The 22,496-nt window shown below is 56.7% G+C and carries 19 protein-coding genes; 11 read left to right on the top strand and 8 right to left on the bottom strand.

The genetic code is table 11. The features are described from left to right. Nucleotides 1-2: 2 nt before the first annotated feature. Nucleotides 3-1,217 carry a gephyrin-like molybdotransferase Glp gene (gene glp / locus MELB17_RS10945; RefSeq protein WP_007350306.1) on the bottom strand — a complete coding sequence of 405 codons (1,215 nt, stop codon included), beginning with the start codon at nt 1,215-1,217 and terminating at the stop codon, nt 3-5. Nucleotides 1,218-1,300: 83 nt separating this feature from the next. After that, complete coding sequence (gene moaB, locus MELB17_RS10940) at nt 1,301-1,873, bottom strand: molybdenum cofactor biosynthesis protein B (protein ID WP_007350305.1); 573 nt, start codon at nt 1,871-1,873, stop codon at nt 1,301-1,303. 453 nt (nt 1,874-2,326) lie between these two features. On the opposite strand from moaB, the gene rho reads away from it, so the two are divergent. The 3 genes from rho (at nt 2,327) to MELB17_RS10925 (ending at nt 6,282) form a co-directional block, all read left to right on the top strand. Next, entirely contained in the window at nt 2,327-3,589 is a 1,263-nt protein-coding gene (gene rho / locus MELB17_RS10935) for a transcription termination factor Rho (protein WP_036184446.1), read from the top strand. Nucleotides 3,590-3,767: 178 nt separating this feature from the next. Further along, complete coding sequence (gene ubiD, locus MELB17_RS10930; RefSeq protein WP_007350303.1) at nt 3,768-5,279, top strand: 4-hydroxy-3-polyprenylbenzoate decarboxylase; 1,512 nt, start codon at nt 3,768-3,770, stop codon at nt 5,277-5,279. A gap of 1 nt (nt 5,280) precedes the next feature. Beyond that, entirely contained in the window at nt 5,281-6,282 is a 1,002-nt protein-coding gene (locus MELB17_RS10925; RefSeq protein ID WP_007350302.1) for a 2Fe-2S iron-sulfur cluster-binding protein, read from the top strand. A 20-nt stretch (nt 6,283-6,302) separates the two neighbouring features. Here the strand turns inward: MELB17_RS10925 and MELB17_RS10920 are convergent, their stop codons facing one another. From MELB17_RS10920 to MELB17_RS10895, 6 genes are all read right to left on the bottom strand, one after another. Beyond that, on the bottom strand, nt 6,303-7,544 hold the full coding sequence (locus tag MELB17_RS10920; protein WP_007350301.1) for a heme biosynthesis HemY N-terminal domain-containing protein: 1,242 nt from the start codon (nt 7,542-7,544) through the stop codon (nt 6,303-6,305). Next, nucleotides 7,541-8,704 (bottom strand): uroporphyrinogen-III C-methyltransferase, encoded by a 1,164-nt coding sequence (locus MELB17_RS10915; protein WP_007350300.1) that lies wholly within the window; start codon nt 8,702-8,704, stop codon nt 7,541-7,543. The genes MELB17_RS10920 and MELB17_RS10915 overlap by 4 nt, the downstream gene beginning before the upstream one ends. A 13-nt stretch (nt 8,705-8,717) precedes the next feature. Further along, nucleotides 8,718-9,524 carry a uroporphyrinogen-III synthase gene (locus MELB17_RS10910; RefSeq protein WP_007350299.1) on the bottom strand — a complete coding sequence of 269 codons (807 nt, stop codon included), beginning with the start codon at nt 9,522-9,524 and terminating at the stop codon, nt 8,718-8,720. Next, a complete protein-coding gene (hemC, locus tag MELB17_RS10905; RefSeq protein ID WP_007350298.1) occupies nt 9,505-10,446 on the bottom strand; it encodes a hydroxymethylbilane synthase in 942 nt (313 codons plus the stop codon). Before hemC ends, MELB17_RS10910 begins: the two co-directional genes overlap by 20 nt. Nucleotides 10,447-10,576: 130 nt before the next feature. Then, nucleotides 10,577-11,326: a LytR/AlgR family response regulator transcription factor gene (locus tag MELB17_RS10900; protein WP_007350297.1), complete on the bottom strand. Its 750-nt coding sequence runs from the start codon at nt 11,324-11,326 to the stop codon at nt 10,577-10,579. A 22-nt stretch (nt 11,327-11,348) separates the two neighbouring features. Beyond that, complete coding sequence (locus MELB17_RS10895) at nt 11,349-12,419, bottom strand: sensor histidine kinase (RefSeq protein WP_036184443.1); 1,071 nt, start codon at nt 12,417-12,419, stop codon at nt 11,349-11,351. A 115-nt stretch (nt 12,420-12,534) separates the two neighbouring features. On the opposite strand from MELB17_RS10895, the gene argH reads away from it, so the two are divergent. The 8 genes from argH to MELB17_RS10855 all read left to right on the top strand — a co-directional run bounded on the left by argH (nt 12,535) and on the right by MELB17_RS10855 (nt 22,449). Further along, the gene (gene argH, locus MELB17_RS10890; protein ID WP_007350295.1) at nt 12,535-13,953 is read left to right on the top strand and encodes an argininosuccinate lyase; all 1,419 of its coding nucleotides are present in this window, start codon (nt 12,535-12,537) and stop codon (nt 13,951-13,953) included. Between the two features lie 4 nt (nt 13,954-13,957). After that, nucleotides 13,958-14,143 carry an LPS translocon maturation chaperone LptM gene (gene lptM, locus MELB17_RS10885; protein WP_007350294.1) on the top strand — a complete coding sequence of 62 codons (186 nt, stop codon included), beginning with the start codon at nt 13,958-13,960 and terminating at the stop codon, nt 14,141-14,143. A gap of 13 nt (nt 14,144-14,156) precedes the next feature. Continuing rightward, a complete protein-coding gene (lysA, locus tag MELB17_RS10880; RefSeq protein WP_007350293.1) occupies nt 14,157-15,407 on the top strand; it encodes a diaminopimelate decarboxylase in 1,251 nt (416 codons plus the stop codon). A 116-nt stretch (nt 15,408-15,523) separates the two neighbouring features. Next, complete coding sequence (dapF, locus tag MELB17_RS10875; protein WP_264673230.1) at nt 15,524-16,390, top strand: diaminopimelate epimerase; 867 nt, start codon at nt 15,524-15,526, stop codon at nt 16,388-16,390. Between the two features lie 15 nt (nt 16,391-16,405). Next, entirely contained in the window at nt 16,406-17,149 is a 744-nt protein-coding gene (locus MELB17_RS10870; protein ID WP_007350291.1) for a DUF484 family protein, read from the top strand. A gap of 3 nt (nt 17,150-17,152) precedes the next feature. Further along, nucleotides 17,153-18,127: a tyrosine recombinase XerC gene (xerC, locus tag MELB17_RS10865; RefSeq protein ID WP_007350290.1), complete on the top strand. Its 975-nt coding sequence runs from the start codon at nt 17,153-17,155 to the stop codon at nt 18,125-18,127. A gap of 39 nt (nt 18,128-18,166) precedes the next feature. After that, the gene (locus tag MELB17_RS10860; protein WP_007350289.1) at nt 18,167-19,549 is read left to right on the top strand and encodes a GGDEF domain-containing protein; all 1,383 of its coding nucleotides are present in this window, start codon (nt 18,167-18,169) and stop codon (nt 19,547-19,549) included. Between the two features lie 56 nt (nt 19,550-19,605). Beyond that, the gene (locus MELB17_RS10855) at nt 19,606-22,449 is read left to right on the top strand and encodes a transporter substrate-binding domain-containing protein (RefSeq protein WP_007350288.1); all 2,844 of its coding nucleotides are present in this window, start codon (nt 19,606-19,608) and stop codon (nt 22,447-22,449) included. The last annotated feature ends 47 nt before the right edge of the window (nt 22,450-22,496 follow it).

Below are 22,496 nucleotides of genomic sequence, written 5' to 3'. Positions count from 1 at the left end.
GGTCAGCTCACCAATTCAGAAAACGGAAAGTAAGTGATGATGTCGCCAGGGCTTAGGGTGCTGTGTTCCGGCACTAATGCCAAGCCGTCAGCCCAGCAGGCTGAACTGAGAACCCCAGAACTCTGGTTGGGGAACGCTTTGGCCACTGTATTGCCCCGGTCCTGCTCCAGCCGCGCGCGCGCATATTCCCGCCGTACGGAGGCAGAACCAACGCTGAACCCGGCCGCGACTTGCTGGCCTAACGGATGGATGTGCAGGCGCCCCTGACGCTGGCGAATATACGGCATGCCCACCACTAAAAATGTGACCAGCACCGCCGCCGGATTGCCGGGTAAGCCCAGTACCGGAGTGCCGCCGATATCGCCAAACGCCAGCGGTTTGCCGGGTTTGATCGCCATGCGCCACAGCGAGAGCTGGCCGGAGTCTTCCAATACTGCGCGCACATGGTCTTCCTCACCCACAGACACGCCGCCACTGGTGATCACCAGGTCGGCGGCTTTTGCTGCCCGCTGCAGAGTTGATCGGGTACCCTCGCGGGTGTCCGCCACGCTCTCACACAGCACCACTTCACAGCCTGCTTGATCCAGCAGGCCTAACAACGTGTAGCGGTTGGTGTTGTAGATCTGACCGGCTTCGAGCGGTGTGCCCGGGTCAACCAGTTCATCGCCGGTGGTGAGTATTGCCACTTTCAGCTTTTTGAACACTTCAACGTCGGCAATGCCCATGCTGGCCAACAGGCCCATTTCCTGGGGGCGAATCAGGGTGCCTTGGGCCAGAGCCAAGTCGCCCGTGGCCAGGTCTTGGCCGCGACGGCAGATATTCTGATCGAGTTTTACGTCGCCGTCGATTAGCACGCCATCGGCATCAACCTTTGTCCGCTCCTGCATCACAACGGTATCGGCACCGGGTGGAATTTCGGAGCCAGTGAAAATCCGCGCGGCGGTGCCGGCAACCAACGCTCCCGGTGCCTGGCCGGCGGGAATGCGCGCCGAAACCAAAAGCGGCTTTCCGGGTCGAAAATCCTCTGCGCGCAAAGCATAGCCGTCTACCGCGCTGTTATCGGCTGGCGGCACATCAACGGGCACGGTGTAATCTCGAGCCAACACCCGGCCCAGAGTGCGGTGAACCTGGGCAAGCTCAACCGCCGCTGGCGGTGCAGCAAGGGTCAGCAAATGCTGTATAGCATCTTCAACAGGGGTCAGATCGACGGCGGCCATGGTATCTGCGTTCTTTGTTAGGGGTGGTTAGGCGTGAAAATTGGATGACTGATTGGCTGTTAGCGCACTTTCTATCGTAGTCGCTAACGCACAGCGCGTTTACCAATCACTTGGCCCAGGCGTGCCATTGCCCGATCTGGCTTGCGCCCGACCAGTGCCGAAAAGTTGCAAGGGCTGTGACGGCTGTCCAGCTGGGTGACCAGAATACCGTTCCAGCCGATGCGGCAGGCGCCGGTAGAGCCAGGCAGGCAGAATATGACCGTATGATTGGCCAGTCCGCCAAACGCTCGGGACTGGATGGTCGAGGTGCCAATTTCTGCGGCTGACAGCCGGCGGAATTCCTCACCAAAACCTTCGATGGTTTTGTCCAGCAAGGGCCCAAGGGCCTCCGGCGTGCTGTCGCGCTCATGGAAGCCTGTACCACCGGTAATGATAACGGCATGAACCTGTGGGTCGGCTATCCAGTCGCTGATCAACGCACGCATCAAATAAACATCGTCTGGCAAGATGCGCCGCGCAATCAAATGGTGGCCGGCCTCGACCGCGCTATCTTCCAGAAACTGGCCGGAGCTGTCTTGGCTTTCGCCGCGGGTGTCCGACACTGTCAATATGGCTATATTCATAGGAATCAGTTCGTGGCTTGGCTTGCTGCTCATGGGCGGCTCCTGTTTTTAGCGATAAAAAGCGTTAAAGAGTTTGGCCTTTAGTATCCGCATCGCGGGGCGTTAATGGAAGGGGAATACCTCTTTGTAGGGAACCGCCCAAGACTTACGGGGAACCGCCCAAGACCCATAGGAAACGCCCAAGGCAAGCCTCTGAACGTAAGCGAAGCCTGGATAAAACGGCCTGAACGCGCAATCTCTTGCGAAATTAATGGTTTTTTCGGCTCTGGCCTTGACATTCGGCGCCGAGGTAGCAGATTATCGATGCTGCCCGGCGAACGATTGTTCCCACTCTCTGGCTTCTGTACTCATATTCCGGAATTTATTATCTCCCGGTTGCTCCATCTGGCCAGCATCCCGTTCTTTAGACTGTACTTATCAATTCGTTCCGGGGCACCCCTTCACCCTAACGTTCGCTTTCTTCCATTCCTGAAAATTCAATAAACTATGAATCTTACTGAACTCAAACAGAATTCCATGCCCGAATTGCTCGAAATTGCGCAAGAAATGGGCCTCGATAATCTTGCACGCTCGCGCAAGCAAGACGTTATCTTCACCATACTCAAGCGCCACGCCAAAGGCGGAGAAGACATCTACGGCGATGGCGTACTGGAAATTCTGCAGGACGGTTTTGGTTTCCTCCGTTCTGCCGATGCTTCCTACCTAGCGGGTCCTGACGACATTTACGTGTCACCCAGTCAGATTCGCCGCTTTAATCTGCGCACTGGTGACACCGTTTCCGGGAAAATTCGCCCGCCCAAAGACGGCGAGCGCTATTTTGCGCTGTTGAAGGTCAGCGAGATCAACTTCGACAAGCCCGATAACGCCCGTAACAAGATCCTGTTTGAAAACCTGACCCCTTTGTTCCCAGACGAGCGTATGCATCTGGAAGCCGGTAACGGCAGCACGGAGGACTTGTCTTCTCGCGTATTGGATCTGGTTGCGCCTATTGGTAAGGGCCAGCGTGGTTTGATTGTGTCGCCGCCCAAGGCCGGTAAAACCCTGCTGATGCAGAGTATTGCCCAGTCAATCACCCGTAACCATCCGGAATGTCACATTATTGTGCTGCTGATTGACGAGCGCCCGGAAGAAGTAACGGAAATGCAGCGCACCGTGCGCGGCGAAGTGATTGCTTCAACCTTTGACGAGCCGCCAGCCCGCCACGTACAAGTGGCAGAAATGGTTATTGAAAAAGCCAAACGCCTGGTTGAGCACAAGAAAGACGTGGTTATCCTGCTGGATTCCATCACCCGTCTGGCCCGGGCTTACAACACCGTGATCCCGTCCTCCGGCAAAGTATTGACCGGTGGTGTTGACGCCCACGCCCTGGAAAAGCCCAAGCGCTTTTTCGGAGCCGCGCGTAATGTTGAGGAAGGCGGCAGCCTGACCATTCTGGCTACCGCTCTGGTGAACACCGGTTCCAAAATGGACGAAGTGATTTATGAAGAATTCAAAGGCACCGGCAACATGGAGATCCACCTGGATCGCAAGATTGCCGAGAAGCGTACCTATCCGGCTATCAACATCCGTGGCTCCGGCACCCGCCGCGAAGACCTGCTGATGAGCGAAGCCGACATCCAGAAAGTGTGGATACTGCGCAAGCTACTGCACTCTATGGACGACGACACCGCAGCAATCGAGTTTTTGCTGGATAAGCTGAAAGACACCAAGACGAACGACGATTTTTTCCAGTCTATGAAACGCCGCTAAGATTCCTTGCGCATTTGTTTGGGGTGCTGCGCCGTGCCGGAGAAAAGTTTTTCCCGGCACGGCTGCCAGAATGCGGTCCCTTCATCCTGTTCGAGCTCCGAGTTAAATTGTCTGAACGCTTAACCAGAACCAATCTCCCAGAACTCACGTACATGACCGGAACTAACCGGAGCAAAGCATGAAATACAACGACCTGCGGGATTTTATCAGCCAGCTGGAAAAGCTGGGCGAACTCAAACGCATTTCAGTCGAAGTAGACCCCCACCTGGAAATGACCGAAATCTGCGACCGCACACTGCGTGCTGGCGGACCGGCCTTGCTGTTTGAAAATCCTAAAGGGTATTCGATGCCGGTGCTGGCCAACCTGTTTGGCACCACTAGGCGGGTTGCTTTGGGTATGGGGCAGGAGAACGTTACCGCGCTGCGCGATATCGGCAAACTACTGGCGTTTTTGAAAGAGCCTGATCCCCCCAAGGGTTTCAGAGACGCCATCGAAAAACTGCCGCTGTTCCGACAGGTTATGCGCATGAGCCCTAAAGTTTTGCGCTCTGCACCCTGCCAAGACGTGGTGATAGAGAAAGACAAAGTCGACCTTTACCAGATACCCGTGCAGCACTGCTGGCCGGGGGATGCTGGCCCGCTGGTTACGTGGCCGCTGGTCATTACTCGTGGCCCCCATAAAGAACGCCAGAATCTGGGTATTTACCGGCAACAGGTGATCGGACGCAATCGCCTGATTATGCGCTGGCTTAGCCACCGTGGTGGTGCGCTGGATTTTCGCGATTGGCAGAAAGCCAATCCCGGCCAGCCGTATCCGGTGGCCGTCGCTCTTGGTGCGGACCCCGCAACGATTCTGGGAGCGGTGACGCCGGTGCCGGACTCGCTGTCAGAATACGCCTTTGCAGGTTTGCTTCGTGGCAGCCGTACCGAGTTGGTGAAGGCCGGGTTGAGCGATCTGCAGGTGCCAGCAAGCGCCGAGATTGTGTTGGAAGGGTTTATTTACCCCGACGATATGGCGCCGGAAGGCCCGTTTGGTGACCACACCGGTTATTACAACGAGGTTAGCCAGTTCCCGGTGTTCACGGTCGAGCGCATGACCCATCGTAAAGACCCTATTTACCACAGTACCTACACCGGTCGCCCGCCCGATGAACCGGCGATTCTGGGCGTGGCGCTGAACGAAGTGTTCATCCCCATTCTGCAAAAGCAGTTTCCCGAGATTGTTGATTTCTACCTGCCGCCAGAGGGCTGTTCATACCGCCTGGCGATCGTAACTATGAAAAAGCAATACCCGGGACACGCTAAACGGGTGATGATGGGTGTGTGGTCATTTCTGCGCCAGTTTATGTACACAAAGTTTGTTATTGTGACTGACGACGACATCAATGCCCGCAACTGGGAAGACGTTATCTGGGCCATGACTACTCGTATGGACCCGGCACGTGACACCATGATGGTGGAAAACACCCCCATCGACTATCTGGACTTTGCCTCACCGGTATCGGGTCTGGGCTCGAAAATGGGCATGGACGCGACTAATAAGTGGCCTGGTGAAACCGACCGCGAGTGGGGTGAGCCCATTGCCATGACTCCCGAGGTAAAACAGCGGGTGGATGAACTGTGGGATAGCTTGGGAATTACCTTGCCGGCGAATTCCGGGGTTGAAACCGTGTCCGGCCGCCCAGACTGATATGGCAGACAGTTACCGGGTCCGGTTACAGCCTTGTGGGTTGGAGTACCGGGCAAATGCCGGTGACGATCTGCTTAGCGCCGCGGCTGCTGCAGGTATCGCAGTGCCCATGGCGTGCCGCAACGGTGTGTGCGAGACCTGTGAAGCTCACATGCTTGCCGGCACGGCTGTAAACACGAGAAATCAAAATACACTAGCTGTTGCCAGCCGCCTGATGCTGTGTCGTACTCGGGCCCTGGCTGATGTGGAACTGGAGATAACGTCTGTGATCGCTGCTGGAAGTAATCCGCCGCGGAAAGTCCTGGCTAAAGTGCTGGACGCCCGCCCACTCAATCACGATATTTTTCGGATTGAACTGCAATTACTGCGGCGCCGCGAGCTGGCGTTCCATGCTGGCCAGTATTTGGCAATTCATCTGGATAACGCCGGCCCTGCCTATTTTTCCATTGCCAGCAGTCCGCAGCAGGCCAATATAGAATTGAACATTCAGGCCTCGCCGGGTTGGGCGTCGGGGCAGATTATTGTAAACGCGCTGCAAGTGGGCGCCGAAGTGATGGTGGAATTGCCCCATGGTAAAGCCTGTTTGGCGGCGATACCCAAAAAGCCGCTGCTATTAATCGCAGCAGGCACCGGGTTTGCGCAAATGAAAAGCCTGATAGAGTACTTGCGCAGCACCGATTACAACCAGCCGGTGGTGTTGTTCTGGGGCGTGCGCCAACGACAGGACTTGTATTTGCAAAGCTTGGCCGAGCAATGGGCCAAAGACTGGCCGCCATTCCGCTTTGTGCCGGTTGTGGGTGACAACGAAGACAACGAATGGTCTGGGCACCATGGCCAGCTGGCGCACGCTGTGTTGGGCGCAGACATTGATTTGAGCAATGTGGAAGTACACGCCAGTGGCTCGCCCACCATGGTCTACACCCTGATGGACGCCTTAAAAGATGCCGGAATGCCTGCGGACGTGTTCTTTTCAGATGTGTTGGAATATGCGCCGCGGTCATAGCCGCAGCGCATATTCAGCCATCAGGCTCTTGGCATAGGCAGGCGGGGCAGGCCATTATCATTTTCCAGGCTCTGCATCAGCAGATTTATGCTGGCGGTGTCGTGTCCCATGTGAGCGTTCAAGCGGCTCAGCTCGGCCAGGGTCTCACGCTTGCGCTGCAGTTTCAGGCTGGTTTCAAAGTATTCTCGTGCCTTCCCCCACAGCTCATTGCGCAAGCTTAACCGACCCAACGCCAGCAGCAGTTCGGCGTTATTGGGTCGGTTTTTCAGCCACTGTTCGGCCAGTAGTAGTTGCTCGTCAGGCGCCTGGCTTTCTACTCGGCCGTAAAGATTAATCAGCTCGTCGCTCCAGTGATTACGCAGCACTTTGCGCAGCAGTATTTCGGCCTGCGCCTCATCCCCCAGGCCAGCCAAGAGGCTGGTGTAATTGAAGATTGTGCGTTCGTCACGGCGCATAGAGCTGGGTAACTGATCCCACAGACCGGTGAGTGAATCCAGGCTGGAGGCGGGATTGCTGGCTTGTTCCTTACGGCACTTGCTGGCGGCTTTTTCCAACAGGTTGTGCCAGGTCTGGCGCTCAAGATCGTCCAGTTCGGCTGAAACAAGAATGTTGTACTTGCGCAATTTCGGTAGCAATTTGGAAAGCTCACGCCAGTCTTCCAAACGCAAATAAGCGGTTTTCAGCAGCTTAAGTACAAATGGATGATGAGGTGACTGCTTGCGCAGGCGCAGCAACGTGGCCAAGGCCTGTTCCACCCGATTGCCCGCCAACTGCAACTGGACCTGGGTAATGCCGACGGCCAGATCAGACCCCGGCGTGCTCTCAAACGCTTTGCGCAGCAGTTCGTCTACCGCTTCGTGGTCACCGCACTCAAACGAGGCCTGTGCCGCTGCCAGATAGTTGATCAGCGGCGTATCAGCGTTGCTTGCCGATGAGGTCAACATCTTTTTTGCTCGCGGCCAGTTGCCTTCGGCTAGCGCTAAAAGCCCTTGAGTGGTGCGGCGGCGCGCACGGCGCTCTTTGCCGCGGGCTATCCAGCCCGACATCATGCTGGTGCCGTTGCGTAAGCGCCGCACCAGGCCAATCAGCATGACTGTCAGTACGACCAATGCCACCAGCAGTGCCAGGCCTACCCAAAAATTGGTTTCGACCAGATAATTGCCAAAGCTGACTCGAATGTAGCCCAAGTCATACTGCAGGCCGAACGCCAGCCCGGTTCCCAGCAGCAGTGCCAGTACAATAATGACCAGCAAACCTATCATGAGTTGCCTCCGTTGCCGGTGGCCCCATTGACTGGCGCATCGCCATTCTGGTCATCGCTGTTTGCGGAGGCATCCTGATCGCTATTATTGTTCGCGCCGCGGCCGGCAACACGCTGTTTTAGCAGTCCCAAAGAACGGCTGATGTCTGGTAGTTCAGGGTCTACATTACGGCTGGCAAGCTCACCTAAAGTGTCTGCCATAGCGCCAACCCGGGCGTTATCGGCGTTATACCACTCCTGCACCGTGGTACGGGCTTTTTCCAGGGATTTCTGATACAACGCCTGGTTGCCGCGCAGTACCGCCAGTTCGGCTTCTTCCAGCATCAGCTGCAGATTCAGACGGGCGTAGGCGGATTGATCCGGCGACAACAAGGGTTTTACCTGTTCGTCCAGCCGCCTTACAACAACAACCTGTTTGAGCGTGCGGGTAAATGACTGCCAGGCGCGAACCGCCATGCTGGGCTCGCTCGCGTCGACGTCGGAGGCATCGGCTGAAAGCATGAAGCCAGACGCGTTTTCATGAATCAACGCCTGGTTGGTAAGCTGATGAATACTATCTATAACGGCTTCCAGTTGTAGGTACAGGCCTGTTCTATCCACCGCGACAATGCTTTTTAGTGCCAGCATTTCCCGAGCTAATTGTTGGCGCACCGGATACACGCCGATATCATCCGACTCGGCCAATACGTCATCTGCAGCCTGCAGCGCAGAAGCCGCACCTTTTATGTCTTTCTCGATCAGCAGGCGTTGGTTGGCTACCCGCAACAGATACTCGGCTTCGGCCAACAACCAGTCGGTGCGAGTTCGATTGCCGGCTTCCAGCAGCGTGGTGGCGTTGTGGTCTATCTGCCGCTGCTGGGTGGCAATCAGTTCTCGCTGTGCGGCCACCGCGTCGGTCAGCGACTGCAGGCGCTGAGCCTGCTGACTGCCGCGTTCACCGTAGCGTGAATCAAGCTGGGCGGTTTCCTGTTGCAGGTCTTTAAGGACTTGCTGACTGGCCTGATTGTTATTCCACTGCTGCCAGTTCCAAAGCACCAGTAACAGCACCAGAACCAACGCAATTATGCTGATCAGCCACAGCGGCCAGGTACGCGCTGGCTCCGGCTGCTGTTGTTGGACTATGGGGGCGGGGAGTTGTTTCTGTGTGTTGGTCACGGGCATCCTTACTTCGCTTTTACAGGGCCACCGTCTGGCCAGTGAGTCGTGCTGTCACACTGGCCACTATGTTGTTGTCTGTCAGGCCTGCTGGAACATGTGGGTTAATGAAGCCGGCTGTCTGAGCCTGCTCGGCTACCCGCTCCACGGGCACAATCAATAGTTTCCGATACAGATTATGGTCGTTCTTCGCACACAGCGCGACGAGATTTTTCAGGGTTTCACCCGATAAGGTAATCACGGCGTCCGGGTTAAAGCCATCTAGAGCATGCGCCAATTGTGCCGCGGAATACTGTGGACAAAAGCGTCGATATAAGGGTAGCACAGTTATTTGAGCGCCCCGCTGGCGCAGTGTGTTCCGCAATAAGTCGCGACCGTCGCCGCCGCGGGCCAGCAGAACTCGCTGGTTTGCCAGGTTTTGTAGCGGCGGCAATGCCAGCAAAGCTTCGCTGGTCCAGCCTTGTGCGGGCCTGCGAGCGGTAATTCCGCAGCGTGACAGTTCAGCAGCGGTGCCGGCGCCAACGCCATACCAGTGAATGCCTACAGGCAGTTGCGGCCACCAGGCATCAACCTGCTCCAGCAGTTGGCGCGCAGCGTAAGGGCTTACCGCCACAATGTGCTGAAACAGGTCCAGGTTTTGAATGTGGGCCTGGTGTTCTGCGCTCAGTGCCAGCGGCGCGCGGTCAATCAGCGGTAAGCACTCGGCCTGTGCACCGGCTGCCTGAAAGGCGATCGCCAGGCGATCAGCTTCTGGCTGCGGGCGGCAGATAAGAATGCGCCGCCCGGCAAGGGGTAGTAACGCAGACTCAGGTCGGAGTGTAGCCATAGACTTCAGCCAGTACTTTGTCAGCGCCCTGTGCCAGCAGGTCCTCGGCCAATTCGCGGCCCAAGCGTTCCCCTTCGCTGCGGTGTACGCGGCCTTCGGCGCGGAAAATAAGGCTGCCGTCCACCGCGCCCACCAGGCCGCGCAACCACAACATATCGTTGTCTTCCAGCAGCGCATAGGCCGCAATGGGTACCTGGCAGCCACCGTTAAGGCGAGTATTCAGTGCGCGCTCAGCTTTGACCCTATCCGCACTGTCGGTGTGATTCAACGGCTCCAGCATGGCCCGCAGTTCCTGATCGTCAAGCCGGCATTCAATGCCCAAAGCCCCTTGGCCCACAGCCGGCAGGCTTAGCGTGTCTGGCATGCAGTTGCGAATGCGGGCTTCGAAACCCAGTCGCTTCAGGCCCGAGCTGGCTAATATGATGGCGTCGTAATTGCCGGCGTCGAGCTTTGCCAGGCGGGTGTTTACATTGCCCCGCAGCACGCGAATTTGCAGGTCCGGGCGGTTGGCCCGCAATTGAGATTCGCGGCGTAGACTGGATGTGCCCACTACCGCGTTCAGCGGTAGGTCATCCAGGCTGCTGAAATGGTTGCTGATAAAGGCGTCAGTGGGGTCGTCACGCTCACAGATGGCCACCAGTCCCAACCCTTCGGGGAATGCCATGGGCACGTCTTTCATGGAATGCACGGCCAGGTCGGCGCGGCCGTCGAGCATGGCTTCTTCCAGCTCTTTGACGAACAGGCCTTTGCCACCCACCTTGGCCAGCGGCACGTCCAGAATCTTGTCACCCAAGGTTTTAATCTTAACCAGTTCCACTGTGACATTGCTGTGCAATCGTTCCAGCTCGGCTTTGATAAATTCTGCCTGCCACAACGCCAGTGCGCTGCTGCGGGTTGCAATGCGAAGATTTCTTGCGGACATGACGCTCACTGTCGGTTCGTTAAATGTGAATTAAGGGTACCTTGTCGCCCAAAAAAAGTCTCGCTAGGGTTGGTCAGGTTGGTTGCTAACGTAGGCCAGTTCGCATCGCTAATGCAGATCAGGTTTTTCGCTAGTGTCTACCAGGTCGATAGTCCTGCAGCCACTGGCGTAGTTCGCTGGCGTGGCGGCGGCTAACCGGCAGCTCGCCAAGGCCATCACGCAGAACCAGAATCGCCTGGCCGCGAACGTTGCGGTGCAGCGCCTGAATAAATCGTGTGCCAACTAAGGTATTACGGTGCACCCTCAAAAGGTGGTCACCGTAATGTTGCTCCAGCTCTTTAAGGGTGTAGTCGCACAATACGTCACCCTGTAAGCGGTGAAGGGTGACGTATTTTTGGTCAGCTTGGCAGTAAATCAAGGAAGCCAAGTCGATCAGTTCGGTGCCGCGATACGTGCGCACGGCCAGTTCGCCACCGGCGGGGGCAGTGCCGGCCGGTGGCTGCTGTTGCAAGCGGTTGGTTTTTGCAGCCCGTTGCAGCGCCTTGGCCAGGGTGTCTTTGCGTACCGGCTTCATCAGGTAAGCAGAAGCGTTTACCTCAAACGCCTGCAGCGCATAATGATCGTAGGCGGTGCAGAAAATGACCGCGGGCGGGCGCTCAAGCTGGCTCAGGTGGGTGGCCACGCCCATGCCGTCGGCGCCGGGCATGCGAATGTCCAGCAATACAATGTCCGGCTCCAGTTCTGCAACGGCTTGCAGTGTTCTGTCGCCGTCGGCCGCTTCACCGCAAACGCTGTATCCGGGAAGTCCTTCGACTAGCCTCCGCAGGCGGTCGCGAGCTAGGGGTTCGTCGTCGGCAATCAGAATTCTCTGGCTGGTCATAGGCTTTTTGTGGCGCTTCTTTTCATAATGTTTCTCGCTTCGCTTCTGTTAATGATGTGTGTCGCTGCGCTCCCTGTCGGTCTACCTGCTGCGCGGGCAGGCGTAGGGTTACGGTGTAAATGTCGTCCTGATGGCTGTGTTTGAGCACCGCGCGGTCGCCGAATAACGCCTGGATACGGGCCTGAATATTTTCCAACGCCATGCGGTTGCCGCCGTGGCCGCTGTGGCCGGGTTCGGGTTTTGGGTTCTGCACGAGCAAGTATACAAAATCGCCGCTGGCCTGCGCTTCTACCCGCACAATGCCGCCTTGGGCACGGGGTTGAATGCCGTGGTAAATGGCGTTCTCAACCAGCGGTTGCAGGGTTAGGGGCGGAATAGCCTGGTTTTGCAAGCCGTCAGCGATATGCCACTGCAGTTGAAGGCGATCCCCCAGACGCAGGGCCTCGATATCCAGATAGCGTTGGCACAGTTCCAGTTCGCGCTGCAGGGGAATCAGCTGTTCGCTGGTGCGCAGGCTGGCGCGGAAAAGCTCTGACAGGTCCAGCACCGCGTCTTCCGCCCGCTGGGGGTCGCTGGCGATAAGGCTGGCGATGGTATTCATACTGTTGAATAAAAAGTGGGGCTGAATTCGGCTCTGCAGCGAGCTTAAACGTGCTTGCAGTTCGGCTTCCTGTTGTTGTTGCCATTGGTGCTGAAGATAAAAGTAGCGAAGCACCATTAAGGTAATCAGCAGCGCCAGCAGCATTTTTTTAGCAATGTTATGCCACTGAGGCGCGCCAAGCCCCGGATTTAGCACCTGGTCGGCAAACAGGCTAAAAGCGAATACATCCACCAGTACCAGAACAACAATGGCCAGCGTGGCGCTGGCCACCGACAGCTGCGCCAGCCGCGAACGCAGAGGGCAGATCATGGCGATGCTGGTGAGTACAGTCCACTGCACAAACAACGACAACAAGCCAAAATATCCCCAGTCAATCCAGCCGTTTTGCGTTTGTGCCATTGCCAGCGCCAGCACCAGGAGTTCGCTGGTAACGAGTAATAGAAACAAGGCCCGCACCCGGCATAGGTCTGGCACGAAAAATCGTGAGTCCAGGGTGGTCGCACTGTTACCGGGTGTCTGCTTTAACCGGGTCAGAATGTTATACTCCCTCTACTTCTTATTTACCCATTTTGGCCCTGTGACCTCGGGCTGCCAGTAGGAACTATAGATGATGACGGATAACAAATCGCCAGAGCAGGCCTCAAGCTCGGAAAAACCTTGGGGTGGACGTTTCACCGAGCCTACCGACGCCTTTGTCGAGCGCTTTACCGCCTCTGTCGGTTTTGATCAGCGCCTTTATCATCACGACATTACCGGCTCCATTGCCCATGCCACCATGCTGGCAGCGGTGGGCGTTCTGACCGACGAAGAGCGCGACACCATTCTGGAAGGGCTGAAGGCGGTGAAAGCAGACATTGAAGCTGGGACTTTTCAGTGGTCCATCAGTTTGGAAGACGTGCACATGAACATCGAAGCGCGTCTGACCGATCGCATCGGTGTTACCGGTAAAAAGTTACACACCGGCCGCAGCCGTAACGACCAAGTGGCCACCGACATCCGGCTTTATTTGCGTGACGAGATTGACGTGATTGCCGAGGAACTCAAACGACTGCAGGCCGGGCTGCTGAACTTGGCTGAACGCGAAGCCGACACCATCATGCCGGGCTTTACCCACCTGCAAACCGCGCAGCCGGTGACTTTTGGCCATCATTTGTTGGCCTGGTACGAAATGTTGGTGCGCGATGGCGAACGCCTGCAGGATTGCCGTAAGCGGGTGAACATCATGCCCCTGGGCGCCGCGGCGCTGGCGGGCACTACTTATCCTATTGACCGGGCGATGACCGCCCAACTGCTGGGCTTTGACCGTGCTTCGGAAAACTCGCTGGATTCGGTCAGCGACCGCGATTTCGCCATCGAGTTCTGCAGTTTTGCTGCGCTGCTGATGACTCACCTTTCGCGCTTTAGCGAAGAGTTGGTGCTGTGGACCTCGGCGCAGTTTGATTTCATCGATTTGCCTGATCGCTTTTGCACCGGCTCGTCGATAATGCCGCAGAAGAAAAATCCAGACGTGCCAGAGTTGGTTCGGGGCAAGACAGGCCGGGTGAATGGCCACCTGATCAGTTTGCTTACGTTAATGAAAGGCCAGCCGCTGGCCTATAACAAAGACAACCAGGAAGATAAAGAGCCGCTGTTTGACACCGTAGATACAGTAAAAGGTTGCCTGAGAGCCTACGCCGACATGGTGCCAGCGATTACCGCCAAAGCTGATAATATGAGGGTAGCAGCCAAGCGGGGCTTCTCCACCGCGACGGATCTGGCCGATTACCTGGTCAAAAAAGGCATGCCGTTCCGCGACGCCCACGAAGTGGTGGGCAGGTCCGTGGCCTTTGGCGTAGAGCAGAAGCGCGATTTGTCAGATATGACACTGGCGGAGCTACAGTCTTTTTCGGGTACTATCAGTGAAGACGTATTTGACGTGCTGACTCTTGAGGGCTCGGTGCAGGCTCGTGACCACCTTGGCGGCACCGCGCCGGCGCAAGTTCGGGCAGCCGTTAAGCGCGCCCGTAACGTACTTAAGCAGGGTTGAGGTAATGGGTCTGAAATCCCCCGCGGTTGTTAAAGTCGCAGCGCTGTTAGGCCTTTTGTTGGTGGTCGGGCTTTCAGGCTGCGGTCAGAAAGGCGATCTCTACCGCGAAGTGCCTAGCAAGGAACCCTTAGCAAAAAGCGCGGAGCCGACGCCCGTGCCCATATCAGAAACGTCGGGTCAGGCCCGTTAATTCAGGAATTTTTATGGATTATTTCATTTACAAGAACGATGAGCTCTGGGCCGAAGGCGTGCCGCTGGCGCGCATTGCAGAGCAGCACGGCACGCCGGCTTATGTATACTCCCGAGCGACCCTTGAGCGCCATTACCGCGCTTATGACAACGCTCTGCAGAATCACCCGCACCTGGTGTGTTATGCGGTAAAAGCCAATAGCAATCTGGCGGTGTTGGACGTGCTGGCCCGCCTGGGTGCGGGTTTTGATATCGTATCTGCCGGTGAGCTGGAACGGGTGATCCGAGCCGGTGGTAACCCGGCCAAAGTGGTTTTTTCCGGCGTTGGCAAACAGCCCTGGGAAATGCGACGCGCGTTGGAAGTGGGTGTGCGTTGTTTTAACGTAGAGTCTGATATCGAGCTGGACCGCTTGAACGCCATTGCCGGTGAGCTGGGCGTGAAAGCGCCGGTATCGCTGCGGGTAAACCCCGACGTAGACGCTGGCACTCATCCTTATATCTCTACCGGTCTGAAAGAAAACAAATTCGGTATCGATATTGAAGTCGCGCCGGCGATATATGCCCGCGCCGCCAGCCTGCCTCACCTCGACGTGCGTGGTGTGGATTGCCACATTGGCTCACAGCTGACCACGGTGGCGCCATTTCTGGACGCTCTGGATCGGGTTCTGGCACTGGTGGACAAACTGGCAGAGCAGGGGGTCGAGATAAAACATCTGGATTTGGGCGGTGGCCTGGGCGTTACCTATAACGATGAAACACCGCCGCAGCCCGGCGAATATGTGGAAGCGATTCTTGCGCGCCTGGGCGACCGCAAATTGGAGCTGATTCTGGAACCCGGGCGCTCAATCGCCGCCAACGCCGGCGTACTGCTGACCCGTGTCGAATTCCTGAAGTGTACAGAGCACCGTAACTTCGCGATTATTGACGCCGCCATGAACGACCTGATTCGCCCAGCGCTCTACGGCGCCTGGCAGGCGATTGTGCCGGTGGCTCCTCATAGCAACGGCGACGAAAAAGCCTGGGATCTGGTGGGCCCGGTGTGCGAAACCGGTGATTTTCTGGGCAAAGATCGCCAGCTTAGCTTGAACGCCGGTGACCTGCTGGCGGTACGTTCGGCCGGGGCTTATGGCTTTGTGATGAGTTCTAATTACAACACCCGTAATCGCCCGCCTGAATTGATGGTCGATGGCGATCAGGTGCATGTGGTTCGCCGCCGCGAAACTGTGGAAGAACAATTGGCTCCCGAGAGTTGCCTGCCGCTATGAGTGGCGACGGGGAACCTTTGGTCAACGTTGACGGCCCTGCCTCCCGGCTCGGCGCTGGCGGCGCCTTTGTTGGTAGTCCGAGCGCCGCTCTCGGGGGCGTTCTGCGTTTTACAAAAATGCACGGCCTGGGTAACGATTTTATGGTGGTTGACGCCATCAGCCAGATGTTTCGCCTGCGCCCGGAAATGATTCGCGAGCTGGCCGATCGCCATTTTGGCATCGGTTTTGATCAGCTGCTGGTGGTGGAGCCGCCAGGGCTGCCCGATGTGGATTTCCGCTATCGGATTTTCAATGCCGACGGCTCGGAAGTGGAGCAATGTGGTAATGGAGCCCGTTGTTTTGCCCGTTTTGTGCGCGATCAGCGCCTGACCAACAAAAAAGTGATGCGGGTGCAAACAGCCGGCGGCATTATTGAGCTGCGGGTGGGAAAAGACGGGCTGGTGAAGGTTGATATGGGTGTGCCAAGGCTCGAACCCGCCACGGTGCCGTTCAGCGCTGACGAATTTGCACCGGTTTACAATCTAGACGTAAATGGCCAGAACATAGAGTTGTCGGTGGTGTCTATGGGCAACCCCCACGGCGTTATACTGACCGACGACGTCGACAGTGCTCCGGTTGCAACGCTGGGGCCTTTGTTAGAAAAGCATTGGCGTTTTCCCGCCAAAGCTAACATCGGGTTTATGCAGATTGTGGATCGCAGTCATATTCGTTTACGGGTGTTCGAACGCGGTTGTGGTGAAACTTTGGCTTGCGGCACTGGCGCTTGCGCTGCGGTTGTTGCAGGATGTTTACGAGGTTTGCTCGATTCACGGGTAGAAGTAGAACTGCCCGGAGGACGGCTGATTATCGAATGGCAGGGGCTGGGAGCCGCTGTTATGATGGATGGCCCCGTTGCCAGCGTTTTTGAGGGTCAGCTTCGACTGCCCGCAGAGCCCGGCATGCGCCGCCGTAAACCCGCCAGAACCGGTAGGCAACGATCCTGAAACCAGGAGCACACGATGACAGATTCAGCGGCCCGCCAAGAGGCCGGCGTTCTAAATGCAGAACAGGTGGCGCAATACCTGCGTGACAACCCTGATTTTTTTGTTGAACAGAGCGACCTGCTGCGCGACCTGACTTTACCCCACGATAGCGGGCGAGCTATTTCGTTGGTCGAGCGCCAGGTTCATCTTTTTCGCGAGCAGCGCGACACGCTGCGCCATGAGCTGGTTGAGTTGGTGGGCATAGCGCGCCAGAACGACCAGTTGTTCCAGAAAAGCAAACGCTTGCTGATGCAGATTATCGAAGCCAAAAATCTGAACGACATGGCGGCGGTGATCGATGACAGTATTCGCGGTGATTTTGGTCTGGACGCGGCCAGTGTGATTTTGTTTACCGATGGCCCCCTGCCGCAGGCGGCTCAAGGCGCTTTGCACGTGGTGTCGCCGGCGGTAGCGCACAAACGGCTGGGTAATTTGCTGGATGGCGGCCGCGCAGTATGTGGCCAGTTTCGCGAAAGCGAGCGCGCTTTTCTGTTCCCTGATCGCGACGAGCCGGTTGCCTCGGTGGCACTTGTGCCGTTGCGCAACCATGAACTTGTCGGTGTGTTTGCCATCGGCAGCTGTGTGCCGGGTTATTTTGACCAGAGCATGGGCTCTCTGTTTTTGAGCTATATCAGCGACACGCTAAGCCGGTTGCTGCCCCCCATGGTACAGCGCCATCTGGTAGCATTGCCGCTCACCGATATTGCCGAGTCTCGTTGACTCATGCACTGGGCCGGTGACAAACCGCAAAACACCGGCCTGTTTCAAGGCGTTGATGGCTTCATTCGCCACCTTGCTTCTGAAAAACGCCTGTCCCCGCTCACTTGCGAGCATTATCAGCGAGACCTGCTGCGCCTGCAGCGTTGGCTCCAAGAGGGCTATCAAGAATACTCTCTGAATCATTCTCAAGAACACTCGGAAATCAGCTGGCGAAGCCTCAATAGTCACGACATCCGCCGCTACGTTGCACACTTGAGCCGTGCCAGCCTGAACGGCCGCAGCATTGCCCGCCACCTTTCCGCTATACGCCGTTTTTATCATTATCTGTTACGCGAAGGCCTGGTCGACAATAGCCCGGCGGAAGCTATTCGCGCGCCAAAAAGCGGGAGGCGACTGCCTGTGGTGGCCGATGTTGACCAGCTGACACACTTGCTGGATGCCCAGGCGGATGATCCGCTGGAATTGCGAGATGTGTGCATTTTTGAATTACTGTACTCCGCCGGGTTACGGTTGGCAGAAGTAGCCGCTTTGGATTTGGGCACTGTAGAACTGGCAGCCGCCCAAGTAAAAGTGACTGGCAAGGGTAATAAGCAGCGTGTTTTGCCCGTAGGGCGACCAGCGCTGGCGGCGCTGCAGGCTTGGTTAGCGGTTCGGCCCGGGCTTGCTGGTGCCGGGCAGCAGGCATTATTTGTCAGCCGCCGCGGCGACCGCCTCAGCCACCGAAGTATTCAGGCGCGACTGGCTCGCTGGGGTTTGGTTAAAGGCGCCGACCAGAAACTGCACCCGCACATGCTGCGGCACTCATTTGCCAGCCATTTATTGGAATCCAGCGGCGATCTGCGAGCGGTTCAGGAGTTGCTGGGCCATGCTGACATTGCAACCACTCAGGTCTATACTCATTTAGACTTTCAACACCTTGCCAGTGTGTATGATCAAAGCCACCCCAGAGCAAAACGGCGACGAATTAATCATGAATAAGCTGATCAACACACGGCCGTGTAGCGCGCAGGGGGTCCAATGAGCGCAGAGTTGTCCTGGAAAGACCAGTACCTACAGGAATTGGATGCGGCCGAACACCGTCAGCAACATTGGCAACAGCACCGAATGTTGCTTGAACGCATGTTGGTGCGCACCAGCCTGGGTCTGAAAGGGCAGTCTGGCGAGCTTGATGAGCTGCTGGATAGCGTTCGTGACGAGGTACGCAAACCCTCTATTAATGTTGATAACTGGCAGCTGTTGCAAACAAAGATTGATCACCAGATGGTGCTTCTGGAGCAAGCAGAATCTGCTTCACAAGGTTCCGCTGCAGGCCCTGCTGCAGAATCTATGGACCTTAGCCAAAACGGCGAACGCCTGCGCATTGCACGCCGGGTTGGTCAGTTAATAGATCAAATCGTCAGCGAGATACCGATAGGTGCAGAGGCGGAAAAAAAGGCCCGCGCTCTGCAGCATATTCTGCTCCACAGCGACGATTGGAGCGCGTTGCGTAAATGCCTGCGCGATGTGGCGGAACTGGTGATGGTAGCCATTAAGCAGTGCCGGGCCCAGTTTGATGAGTTTATTCAACAGCTTGACGACCGTCTGGCGGTGCTGCGCCAGAGCTTTGTAGCGCATACGTCGGCTCAAAGTGGCCGGCTGAGTGCATCAGCGGCGCTGGGCCGGGATTTGCGAGGTGGGATAACACGCCTGAGCGAGCATATTCAGAGCAGTAACAATCTCGGGCAGTTGAAACATTCTGTGACCACTCACTTAGACTGCATAGCCCAGTCAGTGGTTCAGTTTCGCGAGCGCGAAAGTGATCGTGAAAAAGGATTGGCAGCGCAGCTGGAGGCCATGCAGCAGAAAATCGTCACCATGGAAACCGAATCTGAGCTAATGCAGGAACAGGTTCTTAAGGAGCGCCGGCGAGCCAACACCGATATGCTCACCCAGCTGCCCAATCGTGACTCCTGGCAAGACCGACTGCAATTCGAGGTAGACCGTTGGCAGCGTTATAAAGGTGACATAACAATCGCCGTTGTCGATATCGACTTCTTCAAGCGCATTAATGATTCCTTCGGCCATAAAGCGGGTGACAGGGTGCTGCAACTGCTGGCACGGGAATTGAAAAAAGGGCTGCGCTCGACAGACTTCATTGCCCGTATTGGCGGAGAGGAATTTGTGGTGCTGTTACCAGAAACCACGGGTGCTCAGGCCAAAAAAGTGATGGATGGCCTGCGCGACAATGTCGCCAAGTTGCCGTTCCACTTTAGCAATCAGCCGGTAACTATTACCTTTTCGGCAGGGCTTGCAAGCATCAGAAACGGTGATAACGAAGACACCTTGTTTGAACGCGCCGATCGCACGCTCTACAAGGCCAAAAATGCCGGCCGTAACCAGGTGATGATTAGCGAGGAATAAGCGAATCAGCCTGGCTATTATCGCGTTCAGTTACCTAAAGATCTTGAGGAACTTCAGTGAAGTCTGCACATGCACTGTTATTGTGCTGGCTGTTAAGCGGGCTTCACACGCCGCTTCGCGCCGAACCAGTGGAGCGACAGGGTACTCCGGTTGCCGCCAGCACCCTGCCTGCCAGCGATAGCCGATCGAATGAACCTGCCTCTAAACCGCCTTTGGGCCTGGCGCCCGAAAGCCCTGACCGGTTATGGCTGGCCGAACACGAGCGGGTTACCGTGTCGGTTAAAGCGGAGCAGGTGCCGCTGGTGTTCAACACCGGGAGTGGTTCCCTGGCCGGCATCTATATTGATTACCTGGCCAAACTGTCAATAAAACTGGGTGTGCCGGTAGAGCCGCGGCCGCCGGGCAGTGAGGTGGATGCCGCACTGGTGACCCGTTTCAGCGATGCACCGCCAGCCACTGATTTTGTTCATACCCAGCCTTTGATGTCGTTAACTTACGGCTTGTTCGCCCGCGCCGGTGACGGCATTATTCGCAGCCTGGCAGACTTGGAAAACAGCCGGGTCGCGGTGATTAACAACGATGTGAATCAATATCCGCTACTAGACCCGGTTGAGAACTTTGAGCCGGTTATGGTCGCCGACGTTGCCGAGGCGGTGAACGTGGTGCTATCCGGGCAGGCGGTGGGTTTTTTGGGGCCGGTGCCGGTGGTATCGGATTATCTGCAATCGGCGCGGGTGAATGGCATTAGCCTGGCTGTCCTGCCAGATCAGAAAACCATTGATGTTGTGCTGCGATTGCCCGCGAGCGAAGCTGACGCACCCCTGTTACGGCTGCTCAACGATGCCATAGCCCGCATTGACCGTAACGAGCACCGCCAGGTGCTGGAAGCCTGGCTGACTACGGAAGTGCCGCCCCAGGAAAAGCCCGGCAACGACCTGTCGGCGCGGGATTTGGCCTGGCTCAAGAACAACGCTAATTTGGTCGTGGCGTACCGCACAGACTGGCCACCCTTCGAGTTTCAGCAAGATGGAAAACCCGCAGGCCTGGTACCGGATTTAATGTCGCGGCTGGAAGCCAAGCTGGGCGTGCGCTTTCAGAACACCATGCCGACTAGCCGGTTGCAGGCTGAAGAACAGCTCAAAACCGGCGAGGTGGATATTTTACCGGGCATTTCACGCACCCCACGCATAGAACAGGATTTTCTGTTTACCCGGCCCTACCTGACCGTGCCTATTGCCTTGGCGATCCGTGACGACGGCCGTTTCATCGGCGACTTGCGCGAATTACGCCAGGAAAAAGTGGGGGTGGTGAATCGCCATGCCGCTCACGATTACCTGTTGATTAATCATCCGAATCTGAATATTTACCCCATGACCAACGTGGAAGAGGGTTTGCTGGCGCTGTCGAACGGCGATCTGGACGTGATGGTAACGCACATTCCGGCGGTCAGTTACACCGTTACCCGCCTGGGATTAACCAATCTGCGAATCACCAGCGTGACGCCTTACGAGTACGAATTGCGACTGGCGGTGCGCAAAGACAATCCGGATTTGCAGCGCATCCTCAACAAGGCCCTGAGCAGCATGGAAAGCCTGGAAACCGAAACCATCTATAACCGCTGGATTCATCTGGATATTGAGCAGGCGACCGATTACACCGTGGTGCGCCGGGTGATTTTGCTGGCGGTGGTGGTGGTGCTGATATTCTTGTATTGGAATCGCAAACTGTCGCGGGAAGTAGACGAGCGAATCCGCTCGGAAAACGCGTTGCGGCGCAGTGAGGATGAGCTGCGGGCGGCCAAGATCGAGGCCGAGCGGTTGGCGCGGGAAGCGGAAGCTGCCAGCCGAACCAAAAGTGAATTTCTGGCCAATATGTCCCACGAGATCCGTACCCCGATGAATGCGGTGATTGGTTATAGCGACTTATTGAGCAATACGGTAACAGACCCGCAACAGCGTAATTATCTGGACGCCATTCGTGCGGGTAGCCGCGCTCTGCTGATGCTGATTAACGACATTCTGGACCTGTCGCGAATTGAAGCGGGCAAAATGCGGCTGGATTATGCGCCGGTATCGATGCGCAGAATGCTCGGCGATGTGCTGCACATTTTCGATCTGCGTGCCCGCGACCAGGGCGTTACTCTGGAGGTCAGCGTGGGTAAGAAAATGCCGGCAGCGCTGATGCTGGACGAAACACGGCTACGCCAGGTGCTTTTCAACCTGGCCGGTAACGCCATAAAATTCACCCATGAAGGTGGGGTGACGGTGCGCGCCAAGGCCAGCCCTTTGCCAAAGCAGAGCTATCCGCCGGGCACCAAACCAGGGGAGCCCGAGCACCCGCGTTACCGGCTGGAAATCACCGTTACCGATACCGGAATTGGTATTGCGACGGATCAGCAAGAGCGAGTGTTTGATGCGTTCGAGCAGCAGGAGGGCCAGAACTCAAGGCGCTACGGCGGCACTGGTCTGGGGCTGGCGATCAGCCGTAAACTGGCGCTGATGATGGGCGGAGAACTGACCCTGAAAAGCACCCTTGACGAAGGCTCGGTGTTCAAGCTTATTCTTCCTGATGTGGCCTCTACCGGCGAAGAAGTCGAGGAGGAAGGCAAACCGGAAGAAGGTGAGCGTCTGCTGGCACAGACGTTGAGTATGCACGAGCGGGGTTGGTTGCGGCAGCAGTTGGCTGAAGATTTCGGTGACGAGTGGGAAAGTGTGCGCAAAAGCGGTGATCCGGAGAAAATGCGCGATTTCGCCGAACGCCTGGTGGCCTGGGGCCAGCGCTACCGTTCGCACTCGGTATCCAGTTACAGCGAAAAGTTGCTGTTAGATGTGTTGGCCTTCAACCTTGACGCGGTGAATAGCTCATTAGAATCGTTCCCGCGCCTGTTGGGCCAGGGTTGAGGGCAGGGTTAACAAGTTATTCTGATTCGATAGCAGAGGTAGCAGCA

It is taken from the genome of Marinobacter sp. ELB17 (genome assembly GCF_000169375.1).
In the GTDB taxonomy this organism is placed as follows: Bacteria; Pseudomonadota; Gammaproteobacteria; order Pseudomonadales; family Oleiphilaceae; genus Marinobacter.
This window is presented reverse-complemented; position numbering and strand designations above follow the sequence as displayed.